The organism is Pseudomonas sp. S5F11, assembly GCF_019641515.1.
GTDB lineage: Bacteria > Pseudomonadota > Gammaproteobacteria > Pseudomonadales > Pseudomonadaceae > Aquipseudomonas > Aquipseudomonas rhodesiae.
Window position 1 is genome coordinate 427726 of sequence record NZ_JAIFJZ010000001.1, and the last position, 14229, is coordinate 441954.

At 61.7% G+C, this 14229-nt stretch carries 11 protein-coding genes; 6 read left to right on the plus strand and 5 right to left on the minus strand.

Annotation, left to right across the window (positions count from 1 at the left end; all coding sequences use genetic code 11):
• Positions 1-15: 15 nt before the first annotated feature.
• The 3 genes from tssM to K1567_RS01985 are packed head-to-tail and all read left to right on the plus strand — an operon-like array spanning position 16 to position 4963.
• Entirely contained in the window at positions 16-3396 is a 3381-nt protein-coding gene (tssM, locus tag K1567_RS01975) for a type VI secretion system membrane subunit TssM (protein ID WP_220698049.1), read from the plus strand.
• Complete coding sequence (locus K1567_RS01980) at positions 3363-4124, plus strand: PP2C family serine/threonine-protein phosphatase (protein ID WP_184315839.1); 762 nt, start codon at positions 3363-3365, stop codon at positions 4122-4124. The genes tssM and K1567_RS01980 overlap by 34 nt, the downstream gene beginning before the upstream one ends.
• Positions 4121-4963 (plus strand): serine/threonine-protein kinase, encoded by an 843-nt coding sequence (locus K1567_RS01985; protein ID WP_169867717.1) that lies wholly within the window; start codon positions 4121-4123, stop codon positions 4961-4963. The genes K1567_RS01980 and K1567_RS01985 overlap by 4 nt, the downstream gene beginning before the upstream one ends.
• An 8-nt stretch (positions 4964-4971) precedes the next feature.
• Here the strand turns inward: K1567_RS01985 and K1567_RS01990 are convergent, their stop codons facing one another.
• Both K1567_RS01990 and K1567_RS01995 read right to left on the minus strand, forming a co-directional pair.
• Positions 4972-5307, minus strand: a complete 336-nt coding sequence (locus K1567_RS01990; RefSeq protein WP_034098284.1) for a DUF6388 family protein — start codon at positions 5305-5307, stop codon at positions 4972-4974.
• A complete protein-coding gene (locus K1567_RS01995) occupies positions 5300-5566 on the minus strand; it encodes a hypothetical protein (RefSeq protein WP_034098282.1) in 267 nt (88 codons plus the stop codon). The genes K1567_RS01990 and K1567_RS01995 overlap by 8 nt, the downstream gene beginning before the upstream one ends.
• 322 nt (positions 5567-5888) lie before the next feature.
• Between K1567_RS01995 and K1567_RS02000 the strand changes: the two genes are divergently transcribed.
• Positions 5889-7964, plus strand: coding sequence for a PTS sugar transporter subunit IIC/EAL domain-containing protein (locus K1567_RS02000; RefSeq protein ID WP_040268529.1), 2076 nt, complete (start codon positions 5889-5891; stop codon positions 7962-7964).
• On the opposite strand, the gene K1567_RS02005 is transcribed toward K1567_RS02000, so the two are convergent.
• Genes K1567_RS02005 through K1567_RS02015 form a run of 3 tightly spaced genes read right to left on the minus strand, consistent with a single transcriptional unit; the run spans position 7961 to position 11244 of the window.
• Positions 7961-8803: a metal-dependent hydrolase gene (locus tag K1567_RS02005; protein WP_034113927.1), complete on the minus strand. Its 843-nt coding sequence runs from the start codon at positions 8801-8803 to the stop codon at positions 7961-7963. The genes K1567_RS02000 and K1567_RS02005 overlap by 4 nt on opposite strands.
• Positions 8804-8818: 15 nt before the next feature.
• The gene (locus K1567_RS02010) at positions 8819-9709 is read right to left on the minus strand and encodes an SDR family oxidoreductase (RefSeq protein WP_213547258.1); all 891 of its coding nucleotides are present in this window, start codon (positions 9707-9709) and stop codon (positions 8819-8821) included.
• Positions 9706-11244, minus strand: coding sequence for an NAD(P)/FAD-dependent oxidoreductase (locus K1567_RS02015; protein WP_169867718.1), 1539 nt, complete (start codon positions 11242-11244; stop codon positions 9706-9708). The genes K1567_RS02010 and K1567_RS02015 overlap by 4 nt, the downstream gene beginning before the upstream one ends.
• A gap of 277 nt (positions 11245-11521) precedes the next feature.
• Between K1567_RS02015 and K1567_RS02020 the strand changes: the two genes are divergently transcribed.
• Positions 11522-12514 carry an alpha/beta fold hydrolase gene (locus K1567_RS02020; protein ID WP_034113923.1) on the plus strand — a complete coding sequence of 331 codons (993 nt, stop codon included), beginning with the start codon at positions 11522-11524 and terminating at the stop codon, positions 12512-12514.
• Positions 12515-12822: 308 nt separating this feature from the next.
• Positions 12823-14103 (plus strand): alkane 1-monooxygenase, encoded by a 1281-nt coding sequence (locus K1567_RS02025; protein WP_034098271.1) that lies wholly within the window; start codon positions 12823-12825, stop codon positions 14101-14103.
• The last annotated feature ends 126 nt before the right edge of the window (positions 14104-14229 follow it).

The following is a 14229-nucleotide window of genomic DNA, read 5'->3' on the forward strand; positions in this document are numbered from 1 at the left end:
CGCTGGGAGCAATCAATGAACGCATTCTTCACGGGCGTGGGCAGAGTGCTGCGCAAGAGTTGGGTCTGGAGCCTGCTGCTGGTGTTATGCCTGGCGGCGCTGGTGTGGTGTTTCGGGCCGTTGTTGGCGGTGGACGATTATCGGTTCTGGCACGGGGCCACGGCACGTCTGCTGAGCATCAGCGTGCTGTTTCTGCTATGGGGCCTGGTGATGGTGGTCGTGGGAGGGCGGCGCGCGGCATGGCTCGACAGGCCGGACCACCAGGCGCGACATCAACGTCAGGTGTTGATCGACCAAGAGCGGCGGCAGGTGCGCGGGCGTTTCAAGGAGGCGTTGCAGACCCTGAAAACCTCACGCTGTTACGGGGAGCGTGGCGAGCGTTGGCGCAATGACTTGCCCTGGTACCTTCTGATCGGCGAACAGGGCAGTGGCAAAAGCCAGTTGTTGGCCGCCGGCGGCGTGCGGTTTCCGCTCGACCGCAGCGACACACCCTCAGGCACGACCGCCTACTTTGATTGGTTCCTGGCTGATGAGGCCGTGATCGTCGAAAGCGCCGGGCGCTATCTGACGCAGCCCGATGGTGAAGTGGACGAAGCAGGCTGGGCGACGTTGCTGGGCTTGCTCAAATCGCGGCGCCGGGCACGTCCTCTCAATGGCGTGGTGGTGACGCTGGCGGTGGACACCTTGCTCGGCGGCAACGAACACGACTTGGATCTGCATGCCCGCCATGTGCATGCGCGCTTGCAGGACATCCACCAGACGCTGCATATGGATGTGCCGATTTATCTGGTGCTGACCCAGGCTGACCGCTTGCCGGGGTTTGCCGAATTCTTCGATACGCCTCAGGGGGACAGCGCCCAAGCGGTATTGGGAGAGCGTTTGCCCGCCAGTAAAACCGGTACCGAGATGGCCCAGGTACGCGATGCCTTTGAAGCCTTGCTCAAGCGTCTGGGCACGGAGCTGATCCCGCGATTGCACCAGGAGCGCAGTGCCGAGCGGCGCGGCGTCATGCTTGATTTTCCTCGGCAGGCCGCGCGAATCGCCGAGCGGTTGTGCCTGTTTGTGGAGTCCGGGTTCTCGGCTCATCGCTTCCAACGTATCTATGGACTGCGTGGGTTCTATCTGACGAGTGCGGAAACCGCTGGCAGGCGCGGCCATTTTGTTCAAGGTTTGTTCAAACAGGTGATTTTTGCCGAGGCCGGCCTTGCGGGGTTGCAGACCCCGGAGCGACGTCGCCTCCATCTTCGTCAGGGCTTGCTGATATTGGCGGCATCAGGGGTTGTGGTCGGCAGCGGGGCATTGTGGGCGCACAGTTATTCGGCCAATCATCAGCGCCTGATGCAACTGGCGCAGCTGATCGCGCCTCACCCCCCGGCGACACCAGGTTCGGACGCCACTCTGGCGTTGCTACCACTGCTGGACAGCCGGCTGGCTGCCACCCAGGTGTTTCCCGCGGTGACGGATGCGCGCCGGAACGAACGGGCCGGGCTGTATCAGGGCGAGATCAGTCGCCCGGTGTTGGTGACGGCTTATGAGGACGCGCTGCGCCAACAATTATTGCCCGAGGTCGCGGCGTTGCTCGAAGCGCAGGTGCAGGCCACGCTGAACGACCGCGAAAAGTTGATGGACAGCCTGCGGGCCTACCTGATGCTCAGTTTGCCCGAGCGTCGGGACGCGACCTGGCTGGCCGAGCGCGTGGCGGCTCAGTGGGCTGCGCTATATGGCGGGGATAGCTCGGCGCAGAACAGGCTGAACGCGCATTTCTCATATTTGCTTAGGCTATCTTTTGAATCGCCGTTGAATGCCGAACGGGTGGCAGCGGCTCGCCAGGCCCTGCGCGGAGAGTCGCTGGCGGGTGTGATCTATCGCGTATTGCGTGATCAGGCCCGCAATCTGGAACCCTATCGCTTGGCGGAGGGGGCAGGGGTGACGGCGGGCGAACCCCTCATTCCGGGGTTCTTTACCCACCAGTACGTGCAGCACTTTGAAAAGCAGGGCTCGCGTCTGGTCAATGGGATTGTCCAGGACAACTGGGTTCTCGGGGAGGGTGGCGATCTTAGTCCGATGGATATGCGGCAGTTGATGCAGGAGCTGGAACAACGCTATTTCAGCGAGTACGCCGATACTTGGAGCCGCGCCCTGAGCCGCGTCCGTCTGGAACCGAGCGAAACCCTCCGAGAGCATGTCGATACACTCGCGGGCCTCTCCTCAATGCAATCACCGCTAGTGCGTTTGTTGCAGCAGGTGCATGAGCACACGCGTTTTCCGACGGCTCATGAGCGCCTTGGTGGCGTACAGCAGGCCATCGAGCGCGGTACCTCGACTCAGAGCGAGGCTGCCGCAGGGCTGCTTAGCGGCCTCCAGGCGCAGGCCGTGCCGGACTCCGCTCGCCGTGCGTTGCTGCGTCGCTTCGAGCCTTTGCACCAGTTGCTGGATGCCGAGCGCAACCCCGACGGCGAATGGTTGCAGGCCTTGCGGCTGCTCCACGAGTGGCACTTGCAATTGGTCGCCCTGAACCGCGAAGGGGCGACGGAACAGGCGGCGTTCAAGTTGGTCAAGCAGCGCATGGAGGGGCAGCAGCCGCTGTTAGGCCAACTGCGCGACAGAGCGGCGCGCCTGCCGCTGCCCCTCAAAGGCTGGCTCGAAGCTATCGCTGACGACAGTTGGCGATTGCTGCTCGATGATGCGTATGTGCACGTCAATCAGCGTTATCAGAGTGAGGTCTATGGCTTCTACGCCAAGGCCATCCAGCGTCGATACCCCTTCAATGCGCAAGCCGCGGGCGAGGTCGCGCTGGGGGATTTTCAGGAGTTTTTCAAGCCAAGGGGCGCCATGGCGCGTTTTTACGAGACCTACCTGAAGCCTTTTGTAAGCACCGAAGGCAGCCGCTTCCGGCTGCGCGGCTTGGATGGCCGCAGCCTGCCGATGTCACGCTCGTCCCTGGAGCAACTGGCCAAAGCTCAACTGATTCGCCTGGGTTTTTTCAGTGAGGAGCAGGGCGAATGGGCCGTTCGTTTCACACTGGCACCCTACAGCCTGGACCCGACGGTTAGCCGCGCGGTGTTGCGCATCGGCGATAAACAACTGGAGTACCGCCACGGTCCGATCGTGCCGACGACGTTCCATTGGCCTGAAGAGGCAGACAACGGCCGCAGCAGTCTGGTGCTGGAGCGTGGCGCCCAGCGGCCGTTCGGTATCGAGAAAAACAGCGGGCCCTGGTCGTTCTTCCGCTTCTTGGATCTGATGCAAAGCGAGCCCGCCAATGGCCGCAATGCCCAGGTACTCAAGGCCGATCTTGCGGGGCTGCGCGCCAACTTCCTGCTCAGCAGCGCACGCCACCCGGGCCCGTTCCAGATGGCGGCATGGCGCACTTTCCGTCTGCCGGAGCAGTTGTGAGCCAACTGCGCGACCCGTGCCGCAGCGCCGGGCGCACCGAGCGAGGCAGGACGCGTGCGCGCAATGAGGATGCATTTCTCGATTGCCCGCAACACGGTTGCTGGGCCGTGGCCGATGGGATGGGCGGGCATCGCGCCGGTGATGTGGCCAGCCAGTGGGTGATCAGCAGCCTTGCCGCGCTGCCGCGCCAGAGCAATTTCGACCAGCGGCTCGATGCCGTGCGGCATTGTCTGCGGGCACTGGACAGTCGACTGGGCCGAGGGTTGCCCCCCAATGCAAGCGCGCCGTACGCAATCATGGGCAGCACGGTTGTGGCGTTGTTGCTGGAGGGCAATCGGGCAGCCTGCGTCTGGGCTGGGGACAGCCGTTGCTATCTGTGGCGCGGGCAGCGCTTGTATCAGCTATCGCGAGACCATTCCTTGCAGCAGCAACTGATGGACACGCAACGCTTGACCCTGCAACAGGCGCAGTCCCACCCGGCAGCGAGGTCTCTGACCCGTGCGCTGGGCGGGCGGCAACCGCTGATTCTGGAAGTGTTGGAGCTGTGTACTCGTCCTGGCGATGTGTTTTTGCTTTGCAGCGATGGTTTGTATCAGGGCCTCGGCCATGACGCCTTGGGACGTGCGCTGAGTAGGGGCGCACCCGGTCAGGTGGTGGATCGGCTGTTCACCGAGGTGCTGCGCGGGCCGGCAGCGGACGACTTGACGGCCGTGGTGGTTCAGCCATGACCGCCGGGGTGGGGCCGACTGATGTGCTGGCAGGGCGTTATCAGCTTGAGCGCGTACTGGGTTCCGGCGGCATGGGCGTGGTCTATCGGGCTCGCGACCTGCTGCATGAGGCGTTCGGCGACGCCAACGCCTGGGTCGCCCTGAAACTGCTGGGCGAGCCATTGGCCCAGTCCCCGGATGGTCATGTGTTGCTGTACAGCGAATTCGCCCTGACCCGCAGCCTGCGCCATGAGCATGTCGTGCGGATGTTCGCCTTCGACGTCGACACCGTCCGTGAAGTGGCGTTCTTCACCATGGAGCTGTTGCAGGGAGTGACCCTCGATCGCCTGCTGTTGGAGTGTCCGGAGGGTTTGCCGTGGAGCGAACTGCAGCCTCTGGCGCTGCAGTTGTTAGATGCCTTGAGCTACGCCCACCGGCAGGGCGTTCTGCATGGCGATGTAAAACCGGCGAATATCCTGTTGGGCGACGAGGGGGTGCGTCTGTTCGATTTCGGCCTGGGCCACGGCAAGGCGCAGGAAGCGGCTGGGTTGCCTGGTTTGAGCCGTAGCCGTCTGAATGCCTGGACGCCTGCGTACGCGGCACCGGAGCTGATGGCGGGTGGGGAGCTGTCGGCCTTGGCTGACCTGTACGGCGCGGCGTGTGTCGTCTATGAACTCGCCCAGGGCCGCCGTTCGGCGCCACGTCAGCCGGACCAGCCGCTGCCGAGACCGCGCGGCTTACCCAGGCGGTGTTGGCCGGCGTTGCGCTCGGCCTTGCATTGGACGCCGGAGCAGCGAAAGGTCACGGTGGCACAGCTGCGCGAGGCCATGGCCGGCGTCAGACGGTGCTGGTTCGTGTAGTGACGGCTTTAACCGGGCAGGTCGTGCAACTGGCAGTAATCGGCCCAACTCATGCCCGCCATCTGCGCCACTTCCTTGTGCACTTCCAGGCGCTGGGCTTCGAACGCTTCAGGAGAGTCACTGGTGAGCTTGAGCGTCAGCTCCCAAGCAAACAGGCCCAGGCGCTCGGCTTCGGCTTCGAAGGCCTCGTGCAAACGTTCGGCGCGGTATTCGGCCAGGGTTTCACCCCTGGCCCGGGCGGCCAGAGGGTTCAAAGCATCCAGTTCAGCGACCAACGTCGGGTGCGCTGCCTGAAAGCGTTCGAGGGCTAGTCGGTGACTATCGCCGGGGCCGGATTCAAGCACGGGAGCCTGCCTCCAGATGCGTCTTTCTGCGTCGGGCGCGTTTGCGCAAGTGGCGGTTCACCCGAGATTGCAGTGGATCGAGGATAAAGAACAGCAAGTAAGCTGTCAGTACCAGCGTCAGGTCAATCCAGGTTCCGCCAATGGGGCCCGAAACCTCTTCGATCACATCTTTGATCAAAAACAGCAGCGCTACACCGCTTAACCACAGCGCTGCGTTAAGCAGCAGTGGGCGCATCGCATTCGACAACTTATGTTGCATTTCGAGCTTACCTCCTTGGTACCTGATACCACTCAGGCGCTGTTTCCCTGAATGGGCACCTCAGCCTGAGACCTCACCGGGCTGCCCATAACGCTTCAAAAGCCGGCAATAGTACCCGTTCAAGAGAGATTAGGAATTTTAGCTGTTCCGAAAGTTCAATAAATCGTCAGCGAAAACTTACCGATGCTGCGACAGCCAGCCAATAAAATTGCATGCCCATCCTTCAAATCTCTTTCGCTCCCGATGCCAGGACGTGTAGCGTTAGCCCGTGTTTCCGGGGCCCTGCCTTAAAGGGCGTATGCGATGGGCAGAGGGATGGGTCATGGTGCAAACGCTCTCCAAACTTTTCTTCACCCAACGCTTGGCCGCATTGGCCAGCACTGAGTCATTGCGGGCGATCCGCGAAGGGTTGTTGTGGATTCTGCCCTGTCTGCTGGTGTCGGCCGGTTTCCTGATCTTGTCCGAATTCGCGCGGGTGCTGGGGTTTGAGCCTTCGGTGGTGGCGTTCCTCGCTGGGCTGCATAACCAGATCAGTTCGGTCATCCCGCTGCTTGTGGCGGCGTCCATTGGCTACATGTTGGCGATCCAGCATCGCCTACCGCAGTTGCCGGTTGCCTTTCTGTGCCTGGCTCATGTGGTGGTGGCGACGTTCATTCTGCGTGACTACCCGCGAGCCTCGGCGACCTTTGTGTTGTTTATCGCCATCGCCTCGCCGCTGCTAAACGTGCCGGCGATGGCATGGCTGCACCGTTATCGTTGGACTCGGCTGGTCAATGAGGACCTGGTAGGGCACAACCTGCGCGGCACCATCAATATGGTGGTACCCGGCGCCATCACCGCTCTGGTACTGGTGATAGTGCTGTCTCTGCTGCTACAGGTGCCTTATGTGGCGCAGTTGCAGGGGCCGCAGGTGCTGGATGCGCTGCAGTCGCCTTACGGCAGCGGCTTGTTTGTGACGTTGATGAACTCGCTGCTGTGGTTCTTCGGGATTCACGGCGTGTACGCCATGCAGCCGCTGTTCGATGTGCTGGATCAGGCCGTGGTGCTCAATGGCACGGCACTGGCGGCCGGCGAGCCGATCAAGTACCTGTTGAACAGCGGTCTGCTCGGCAGTTTTGCGTTTATCGGTGGGTCTGGCAGTGCGTTGTGCCTATTGCTGGCGATTCTGCTGTTTTCCAAGAGTCAGTCCATGCGCCTGGTGGCGGTGGCGAGTTTGCCGTTGTCGCTGTTCAACGTCAGCGAGGTACTGTTGTTCGGCTTGCCGATCATCCTCAATCCGCGGCTGTTCATGCCCTTTCTGTTAGTACCTGCCTTGAACGCGATGCTGGCTCTGGGGGTGGTGCATATGGGCTGGGTGTCGCCGGCGGTAGCCAGCGTGCCGTTCACCTCGCCGGTGCTGCTCAATGCTTATCTGAGCACCCATGGCGACCTGGCGGCGGTCGGGTTGCAGGTGGCGTTGCTGGGGCTGGGCACGCTGGTTTATGCGCCGTATGTACGGGCCATGTATCGCCAGGCCAGTGAAGGCGGCACGGTATACCTCAAGTCCCTGGACATGACCTTCCGTGGCCTGGAGGAAAAAGGCCGGCTGCGCGAGCTCGACCCGGTGTTGACCTCCCACAAAACCCTGGCGCGCCAAGCCAATGAGCTGAGCCGCATCCAGCAGATCAGCGACTATGATTTTTATCTGGAATTCCAACCCCAAGTCTCGACCCTCACCGGCCTGTGCACCGGTTGCGAAGCCTTGATGCGTGCCCGCGATGGCCAGGGCACGGTGCATTCGCCCTGGGAATTTCTGCAGTGGCTGGCTCAGGCGCAGTTGATGCCGGACGTGGATATGTGGGTAGCGTCCCAAGCCGTGCGCCAATACCAGCAGTGGCAAAAGCTCGGATTCACGCTGCCCATGACTATCAATATCTCCAGTGCGACCTTGACCGATGCCGCCTACGGCGAACGCCTGGTCGGCATTCTGGCCCAGGCTCACGGGTTGGTTTCCGTGGAAATTACCGAAGACGCCCTGGTCAGCGATATCCAGGCCACCCGCCAGACCATTCAGAAACTCCAGGCGATTGGCGCCAAGGTGTACATCGATGATTTTGGCACCGGGTTTTCGGCCCTTAGTTATCTGCACCAGTTTCCAGTGGACTTCATCAAGATCGACCGCAGTTTCGTAGTCGCCCAGCACGATCCCAAAGGCGCCCAGGTCCTGACGGGCATGCTGCGGTTCTGTGAAGCGCTGAACCTGGGCGTGGTGGTCGAAGGCGTCGAGACCGCCGAGCAACTGGCCTTCCTGAACACCGGCAGCGAGCTGTTTATCCAGGGCTGGTATTTCAGCAAGGCGCTGCCGGGCGATCAATTGCAGGGCTTTGTGCGCGAGCGTGCGGCGCTGGCGCAGACCTAGGCGGATTCGTAGCGGCGTCGGGTTTGTTCGATATCCTCGACCAACGCGTCGATACCGGCCAGATGCGCGCGGTTGTCGTGATCCCATGGGTGAAAGCCCGGTTTGAAGTAATGCAGCCACGGCACCAGCATGCGCGGGAATACACCTTTGGGACCGTACAGAAACTTGAGCATGCGCCAGAACCCTTTGAGAAAGCCTCCCGCCTTGCGGTCGGCCACCAGCAAGCGCACATGAAAATCCAGCACCACCAGCCAGAACAACAGCGTGGTGGTCAACATGGTCCCGGTGCGCAGCAGGTAGCGCGCGGGCCCAGGCTTGATCACCGTATTCCATACGTCAAACGCCACCGCTTTGTGCTCGGTTTCTTCCAGGGCGTGCCAGTACCACATTTGTTGGTAGCCCTTAAGTGAGTGGCCGAAGCGCGACGGGTCGCTGAGCAGGATCTCGGCCAGCATGGCGGTGTAGTGCTCCAGAGCGATGGTCACGGCCAGGTTGAAAGCCGGCGGCAGGTGTTTTTTCTGCCAGTCGAGGATGAATTTCAAGCGCCGGTCGAGGGTATGCGCCGGCAGGCCCGCCGCTTGCAGCAGATCGTTATAGGCCACATGTTCGCGGCTGTGCATGGCTTCCTGGCCGATAAAGCCCTGGATTTCCTTTTTCAACAGCGGGTCGTCGATGCGCTGACGGTAGTGGCGCACGCTGTCCATAAAAAACAGCTCACCCTGGGGAAACAGCAGCGACAGGGCGTTGAAGAAGTGTGTAACGAACGGGCCTTGCGCGTGCCAGTCCTTGATGCGCTCGGCGGGTAGGGCAAAACGGACATCGCGACGGATGGGTAGCATGGGCTGTGCTCCTGTTCAGAGACGGGACTCGTCATTGGTTTCGAACACCGGCGTGCGCGGCTTGGGGGCCATGCGCTTGCTGGCGAACACCACCAGCGCCTGATAGGCCGCCGGCAGGCAGCGGGCGAGCAGGTCGAGGGCGTAGGCGTCGCGGCCGATCAACACGCGACGCTTGTTTTTGCGCACGCCGTGCAGGATCACTTTGGCGGCCTGGTCGGCATCAGTGATAAACAGTTTTTCGAAGTCGGCGCGGGCCTGTTGCTCGCTGTGGATCAGAAAGCCGGTCATATTTGCGTCGATGCGGCTGCTGCGGCAGATATCGGTGCGGATGCCGCCGGGGTGGACACAGGTGGCCGACACGCCGCAGCGTTGCAGATCGAGTTCCTGGCGCAGCGCCTCGGTAAAACCGCGCACGGCGAACTTGGTGGCGTTGTAGCCACTCATGCCGGGTTGGGCAAACAGCCCGAATACGCTGGAGGTGTTGATCACATGCCCCTCGCCACTGGCCTTGAGATGCGGCAGGAACGCCTTGGTGCCGTGGACCACGCCCCAGAAATTGATGCCAACGATCCACTCCAGGTCCGCGTAGTCCACGCCTTCCACGGTGCTCGACAGCGCCACGCCAGCATTGTTGAACACCAGATTGACCTGGCCATGTTCGTCCACGCAGCGCGCGGCCCAGTCCTCCATGGCCTGGCGGTCGGCCACATCAAGCACCTGGGTGGTAACCCGCACCGGCGACAGGGTGGAGGTCTTGATCAATTCCTGGGTGTGCTCCAAGCCTTGGGCGTTTTTATCCGCCAGCGCCAGGTGGCAACCTTCGCGAGCCAAAGCCAGGGCCAAGGCGCGCCCCATGCCGGAAGCGGCACCAGTAATGGCCGCGACGCGACCGTTGAATGACTTCATGACAGGCTCCCTTCGATATTGGCGTGGGCCACCGCGACTGTGCGCGGCGTGGCGTTGGCCGTCGTCACGCCCGCTACATAGTCCTTGAGCGCGAACTGGCGGGTGACCTGCTTGAAGCGCCAGGTCGAGCCAGGCCAGAGCGTGGTGTTTTTGCCGGTGCGCGGGTCCAGGTACCAGCTCTGGCAACCGCCGGTGTTCCAGATGGTGCGCTTGAGTTTGTCCTGCAGATGGGTGTTATAGGCCTGTTCCACCGACGGTTTGACCTCCACTGTGGCAATGCGCTGGCGTTGCATCTGCTTGAGCGCGTCGAGGATGTAGGCCACTTGGGCCTCGATCATCAGGATCATCGAGTTGTGCCCCAACCCGGTGTTGGGCCCGATGATCAGGAACAGATTCGGGTAGCCCGGCACCGTGGTGCCTTTATAGGCATGGGCGCCGTCGCGCCAGGTGTCCATCAGGTCCACGCCGTCGCGGCCAATGATGCAGCCACGGGGCAGGGGGTCGCTGGCTTGGAAACCGGTGCCGAAGATCAAGCAATCGGCCGGGTGCTTGATGCCGTCGGCGGTGATCACCCCGTCCGGCTCGATGCGCTGCACGGCCTCGGTCACCACCTCCACATTGCTGCGCGACAAGGCCGGGTAATAGTCGTTGGAGATCAGCACGCGCTTGCAGCCGATGGTGTAGTTCGGGGTGAGAGTCTTGCGCAGGGAAGGGCGCGCCACTTGTTTATGCAGATGGCGCAGGGCGATGCGTTGCACCGTCTTCATCAGCCGCGGATGCAGCGCAAAGCCCACCACGCGACCTTCCAACGCCCAGTAAAACGCGCCGCGCACCAGGCGCTGGGTGAAGGGCAGGTGCTTGAACAACCAGCGTTCGAACGGCGAGATCGCGCGGTCGGGCTTGGGCATGATCCACGGTGGGGTGCGTTGGAACAGGTCGAGGTGGGCCACCTGCGCAGCGATCTGCGGTACGAATTGAATCGCACTGGCGCCGGTGCCGATCACGGCCACGCGCTTGCCTTTCAACGTGTATTCATGGTCCCACTGCTGGGAGTGGAAGCGCTTGCCCTTGAAGCTGTCCAGGCCCGGAATATCCGGCAGCGCCGGCCGCGACAGGCCGCCCATCCCGGATACCAACACCCGTGCGCTCACGTGGCGGCCATTGCTGAAACTCAATTGCCAGCGTTGCTGTGCTTCGTCGAATACCGCACGGGTCAGCCCCATGCCGAAGCGCAGGAAAGGCGCCAGCTCGAAACGCGCGGCGCACTGCTCCAGATAAGCGCGGATTTCCGCCTGCGGCGCGAACTGCCGCGTCCAATTCGGGTTGGGCGCAAACGAAAACGAATAAACATGGGACTGCACATCGCAGGCACAACCGGGGTAGTGGTTGTCGCGCCAGGTGCCGCCGAGGCTGTCGGCCTGTTCGGCGACGAAGAAGTCGCGAACCCCGGCTTCCTTGAGTTTGATGGCCATGCACAGGCCGGCAAAGCCTGAACCGATGATGGCGATGTCGATCGAGTCACTGTGGGCATTCATAGGCTGTCCTTGGTGGGCATCGCAGGTGCTCCTGTTTTTGTTTTGTCGTGTGGAGAGAACGCCATTGCAAAGGAAAATTTAATTAATTATTTTAAAAAAGATTTTAAATAATCTACCTGAAAATATCGCCTACGCTAGGTCCTTGTCTCAAATGTGCGATTTGTCCGACGGACGCGCACGCTGTGCATGAGGTTCGGGTCCAGGGTGTGGACGGTGGCCGAAGCCCGACCAATTCCGGTGGGGTGCGCGGCGGCAGGGAATGCAGAGGACCGAGCGCATGACGATGGAATGGGTGGTGGCTGCGGGTGTGGGAGCGTGTGTGCTGGCCTGGGGCTTTAGCGCCTGGATGACGCGGCGCATTGAAGCGGCGGTGCCGCGCGACGGGCATGTTGTCGAGGTCGACGGCGAACGCTTCCACTATAGGGACGAGGGCAAAGGCCCGCCGCTGGTAATGATTCACGGGCTGATGGGCAGCAGTCGCAACCTCACCTACGCCTTGTCCGCGCAGTTGCGCGAGCACTTTCGGGTGATCACCCTTGATCGTCCGGGCTCGGGTTATTCCACGCGCCACGCAGGCACCGCAGCCGACTTGCCGGGGCAGGCGCGGCAGATTGCCAGGTTTATGCAGACCCTGGGCTTGGACAAACCTCTGGTGCTGGGGCACTCACTGGGCGGTGCGATTTCGCTGGCGCTGGCCCTGGATCATCCTGAGACGGTAGCGGGCCTTGTGCTGGTGGCGCCGCTGACTCATCCCCAACCGACTTTGCCGCTGGTGTTCTGGTCACTGGCGGTACGTCCCGGTTGGCTGCGCCGCTGGGTCGCCCACACGCTGACAGTGCCCATTGGCCTGTTGACCCGCCGCACGGTGGTCAAGGGCGTCTTCGCGCCGGACCCCGCCCCAGACGATTTCGCCACCCGCGGCGGGGGGTTGCTGGGCATGCGCCCGAACAACTTCTATGCCGCCTCCAGTGAAATTGCCCTGGTCAACGATGACCTGCCGCAGATGGTCAAGCGCTACACGAGCCTGACCTTGCCCATTGGCCTGATCTACGGTGCCCAGGACCGCGTGCTGGACTTTCGCAAGCACGGTCAGGCCCTCGCCGACGCGGTGCCGGGCCTGAAACTGCAACTGGTGGAGGGGCGCGGCCATATGCTGCCGATTACCGCCACGGCGCGGGTGGTGGAGCTGGTGCAGCAGGTGGCCAAGCGTGCGCGGCCGCTGCAAAACGTCGCGCCTCTACCCCCGCCCGTTGCGCTGGCGAATAAATAATCGTGAGGTGGGTCGTGGCCGAGGGCGAGGCAAAAGGTTGTTTTAGAGACCTGACTGCAGAGCAGAAAAACAGACTGCGCAGTCACGTCAAAAAGCCCTCGACAAAGTAGTTGACGACCTAACGATTCCGCGCTATCTATTTAAAAAAATATTTCAATATTTATTTTGAAATGAATTTTTTGAAGTGCCTAAGAGCGAATAACAATGAAAAAAACGCCTTTTGTCGCCCGTTTATGTTCCCGCAGCCTTCTGCGCTCCCTGCACTTGCTGTGTGCCCCTCTGTCGGCGCGTGTCGCCCGGAGGCTGCCATGAACCAGACCCTTACAGCACCGACCGTATGGGCCGACGGTAAACGCCACCTGTGGTGGCTGGGCATCATGCCCCTGGCCACACCGCTGTTGTCCGGGGCATTGGCGATCAGCACCGGTATCCAGCAACTGTGGTGGGTCGGGGTGTTGGTGATCTTCGGCCTGATCCCGCTGATCGACGGCCTGCTCGGCGAAGACGTCAGCAACCCGCCGGAATCCGCCGTCGGCCACCTCGAATCCCAACGCTATTACCGCTGGATCGTCTACACCGGCGTGCTGTTCGTCATCGCCTCGGTGGTGATCACCGGCTGGCTCGCTGCGGGCGGTATCGCCTGGATCATCGACGGCGGGCTGATTCGGGCCACCGCCCATCTCGACCCGGGTAACTGGATGTCCCAGCTGGCCACTTACGTCACCGCCCGCACGCAATTGCATGGCGAACCGAGCTGGTTCACTTACCTGGGCATGGCCATGTCGACCGGCGCCGCCACCGGCATTGCGATCAACACCGCCCATGAGCTGGGGCACAAACCCAAACCCCTGGAAGTGTTCCTGGCCAAGGTCACCCTGGCGCCGACCTTTTACGGGCACTTTTACACCGAACACAACCGTGGCCATCACGTCCGCGTGGCCACCCCGGAAGACCCGGCCAGCTCGCGTCTGGGCGAGAGTTTCTGGGCCTTCCTGCCGCGCTCGGTGTGGTTCAGCGCACGTTCGGCCTGGAACCTGGAGCGTGAACGCCTGCGCAAACTGGGCCTGCCGGCCTGGCACTGGAAAAACGGCGTGCTCAGTGCCTGGATGTACAGCGTGGTGCTGTGGGGCGCGATGATCGCTTGGCTGGGTGCCGCAGTGATTCCATTTCTGATTATTCAGGGCATCTACGGATTCTCGCTGCTGGAAGTGGTGAACTATGTCGAACACTACGGCCTTAAACGTCAGAAGTTGCCCAACGGTCGTTATGAGCGCTGCTCGCCACGGCACTCCTGGAACAGCAATCGGATTGTCACCAACATCTTTCTGTTCCAGTTGCAGCGCCATTCCGACCACCATGCCAACCCCACGCGCAGTTATCAGTCGCTGCGTCATTTCGATGAGTCGCCGCAACTTCCCTACGGTTATGCGAGCATGATTGTCTGGGCTTATGTGCCGTACTTGTGGCGCCGACGCATGGACCATCGGGTACTTAAGCATTATGCCGGGGATATCACCCTGACCAATCTGCAGCCGTCACAGCGTTTGAAATACCTGGAAAAGTACGGGAATAACGCGACCCCGTTCTAATGTAATTAAAGCGAGCGTTAACGGCGCCAGATATATCCAGCGTGGGAGTTTTGTCGCCCTCGATTTACCGCTCAAGTTGTCAGCAAGTTGTGTTTGACCCGAACAAAAACAATTAAAGGGAAGGAC

What these genes read in the sequence shown, in the direction of transcription:
- K1567_RS01995 (WP_034098282.1), bottom strand. Translation starts at nt 5,566, where the DNA reads ATGCAACATAAGTTGTCGAATGCGATGCGCCCACTGCTGCTTAACGCA.
- K1567_RS02025 (WP_034098271.1), top strand. Translation starts at nt 12,823, where the DNA reads ATGAACCAGACCCTTACAGCACCGACCGTATGGGCCGACGGTAAACGC.
- K1567_RS02000 (WP_040268529.1), top strand. Translation starts at nt 5,889, where the DNA reads ATGGTGCAAACGCTCTCCAAACTTTTCTTCACCCAACGCTTGGCCGCA.
- tssM (WP_220698049.1), top strand. Translation starts at nt 16, where the DNA reads ATGAACGCATTCTTCACGGGCGTGGGCAGAGTGCTGCGCAAGAGTTGG.
- K1567_RS02015 (WP_169867718.1), bottom strand. Translation starts at nt 11,244, where the DNA reads ATGAATGCCCACAGTGACTCGATCGACATCGCCATCATCGGTTCAGGC.
- K1567_RS02020 (WP_034113923.1), top strand. Translation starts at nt 11,522, where the DNA reads ATGACGATGGAATGGGTGGTGGCTGCGGGTGTGGGAGCGTGTGTGCTG.
- K1567_RS02010 (WP_213547258.1), bottom strand. Translation starts at nt 9,709, where the DNA reads ATGAAGTCATTCAACGGTCGCGTCGCGGCCATTACTGGTGCCGCTTCC.
- K1567_RS02005 (WP_034113927.1), bottom strand. Translation starts at nt 8,803, where the DNA reads ATGCTACCCATCCGTCGCGATGTCCGTTTTGCCCTACCCGCCGAGCGC.
- K1567_RS01985 (WP_169867717.1), top strand. Translation starts at nt 4,121, where the DNA reads ATGACCGCCGGGGTGGGGCCGACTGATGTGCTGGCAGGGCGTTATCAG.
- K1567_RS01980 (WP_184315839.1), top strand. Translation starts at nt 3,363, where the DNA reads ATGGCGCACTTTCCGTCTGCCGGAGCAGTTGTGAGCCAACTGCGCGAC.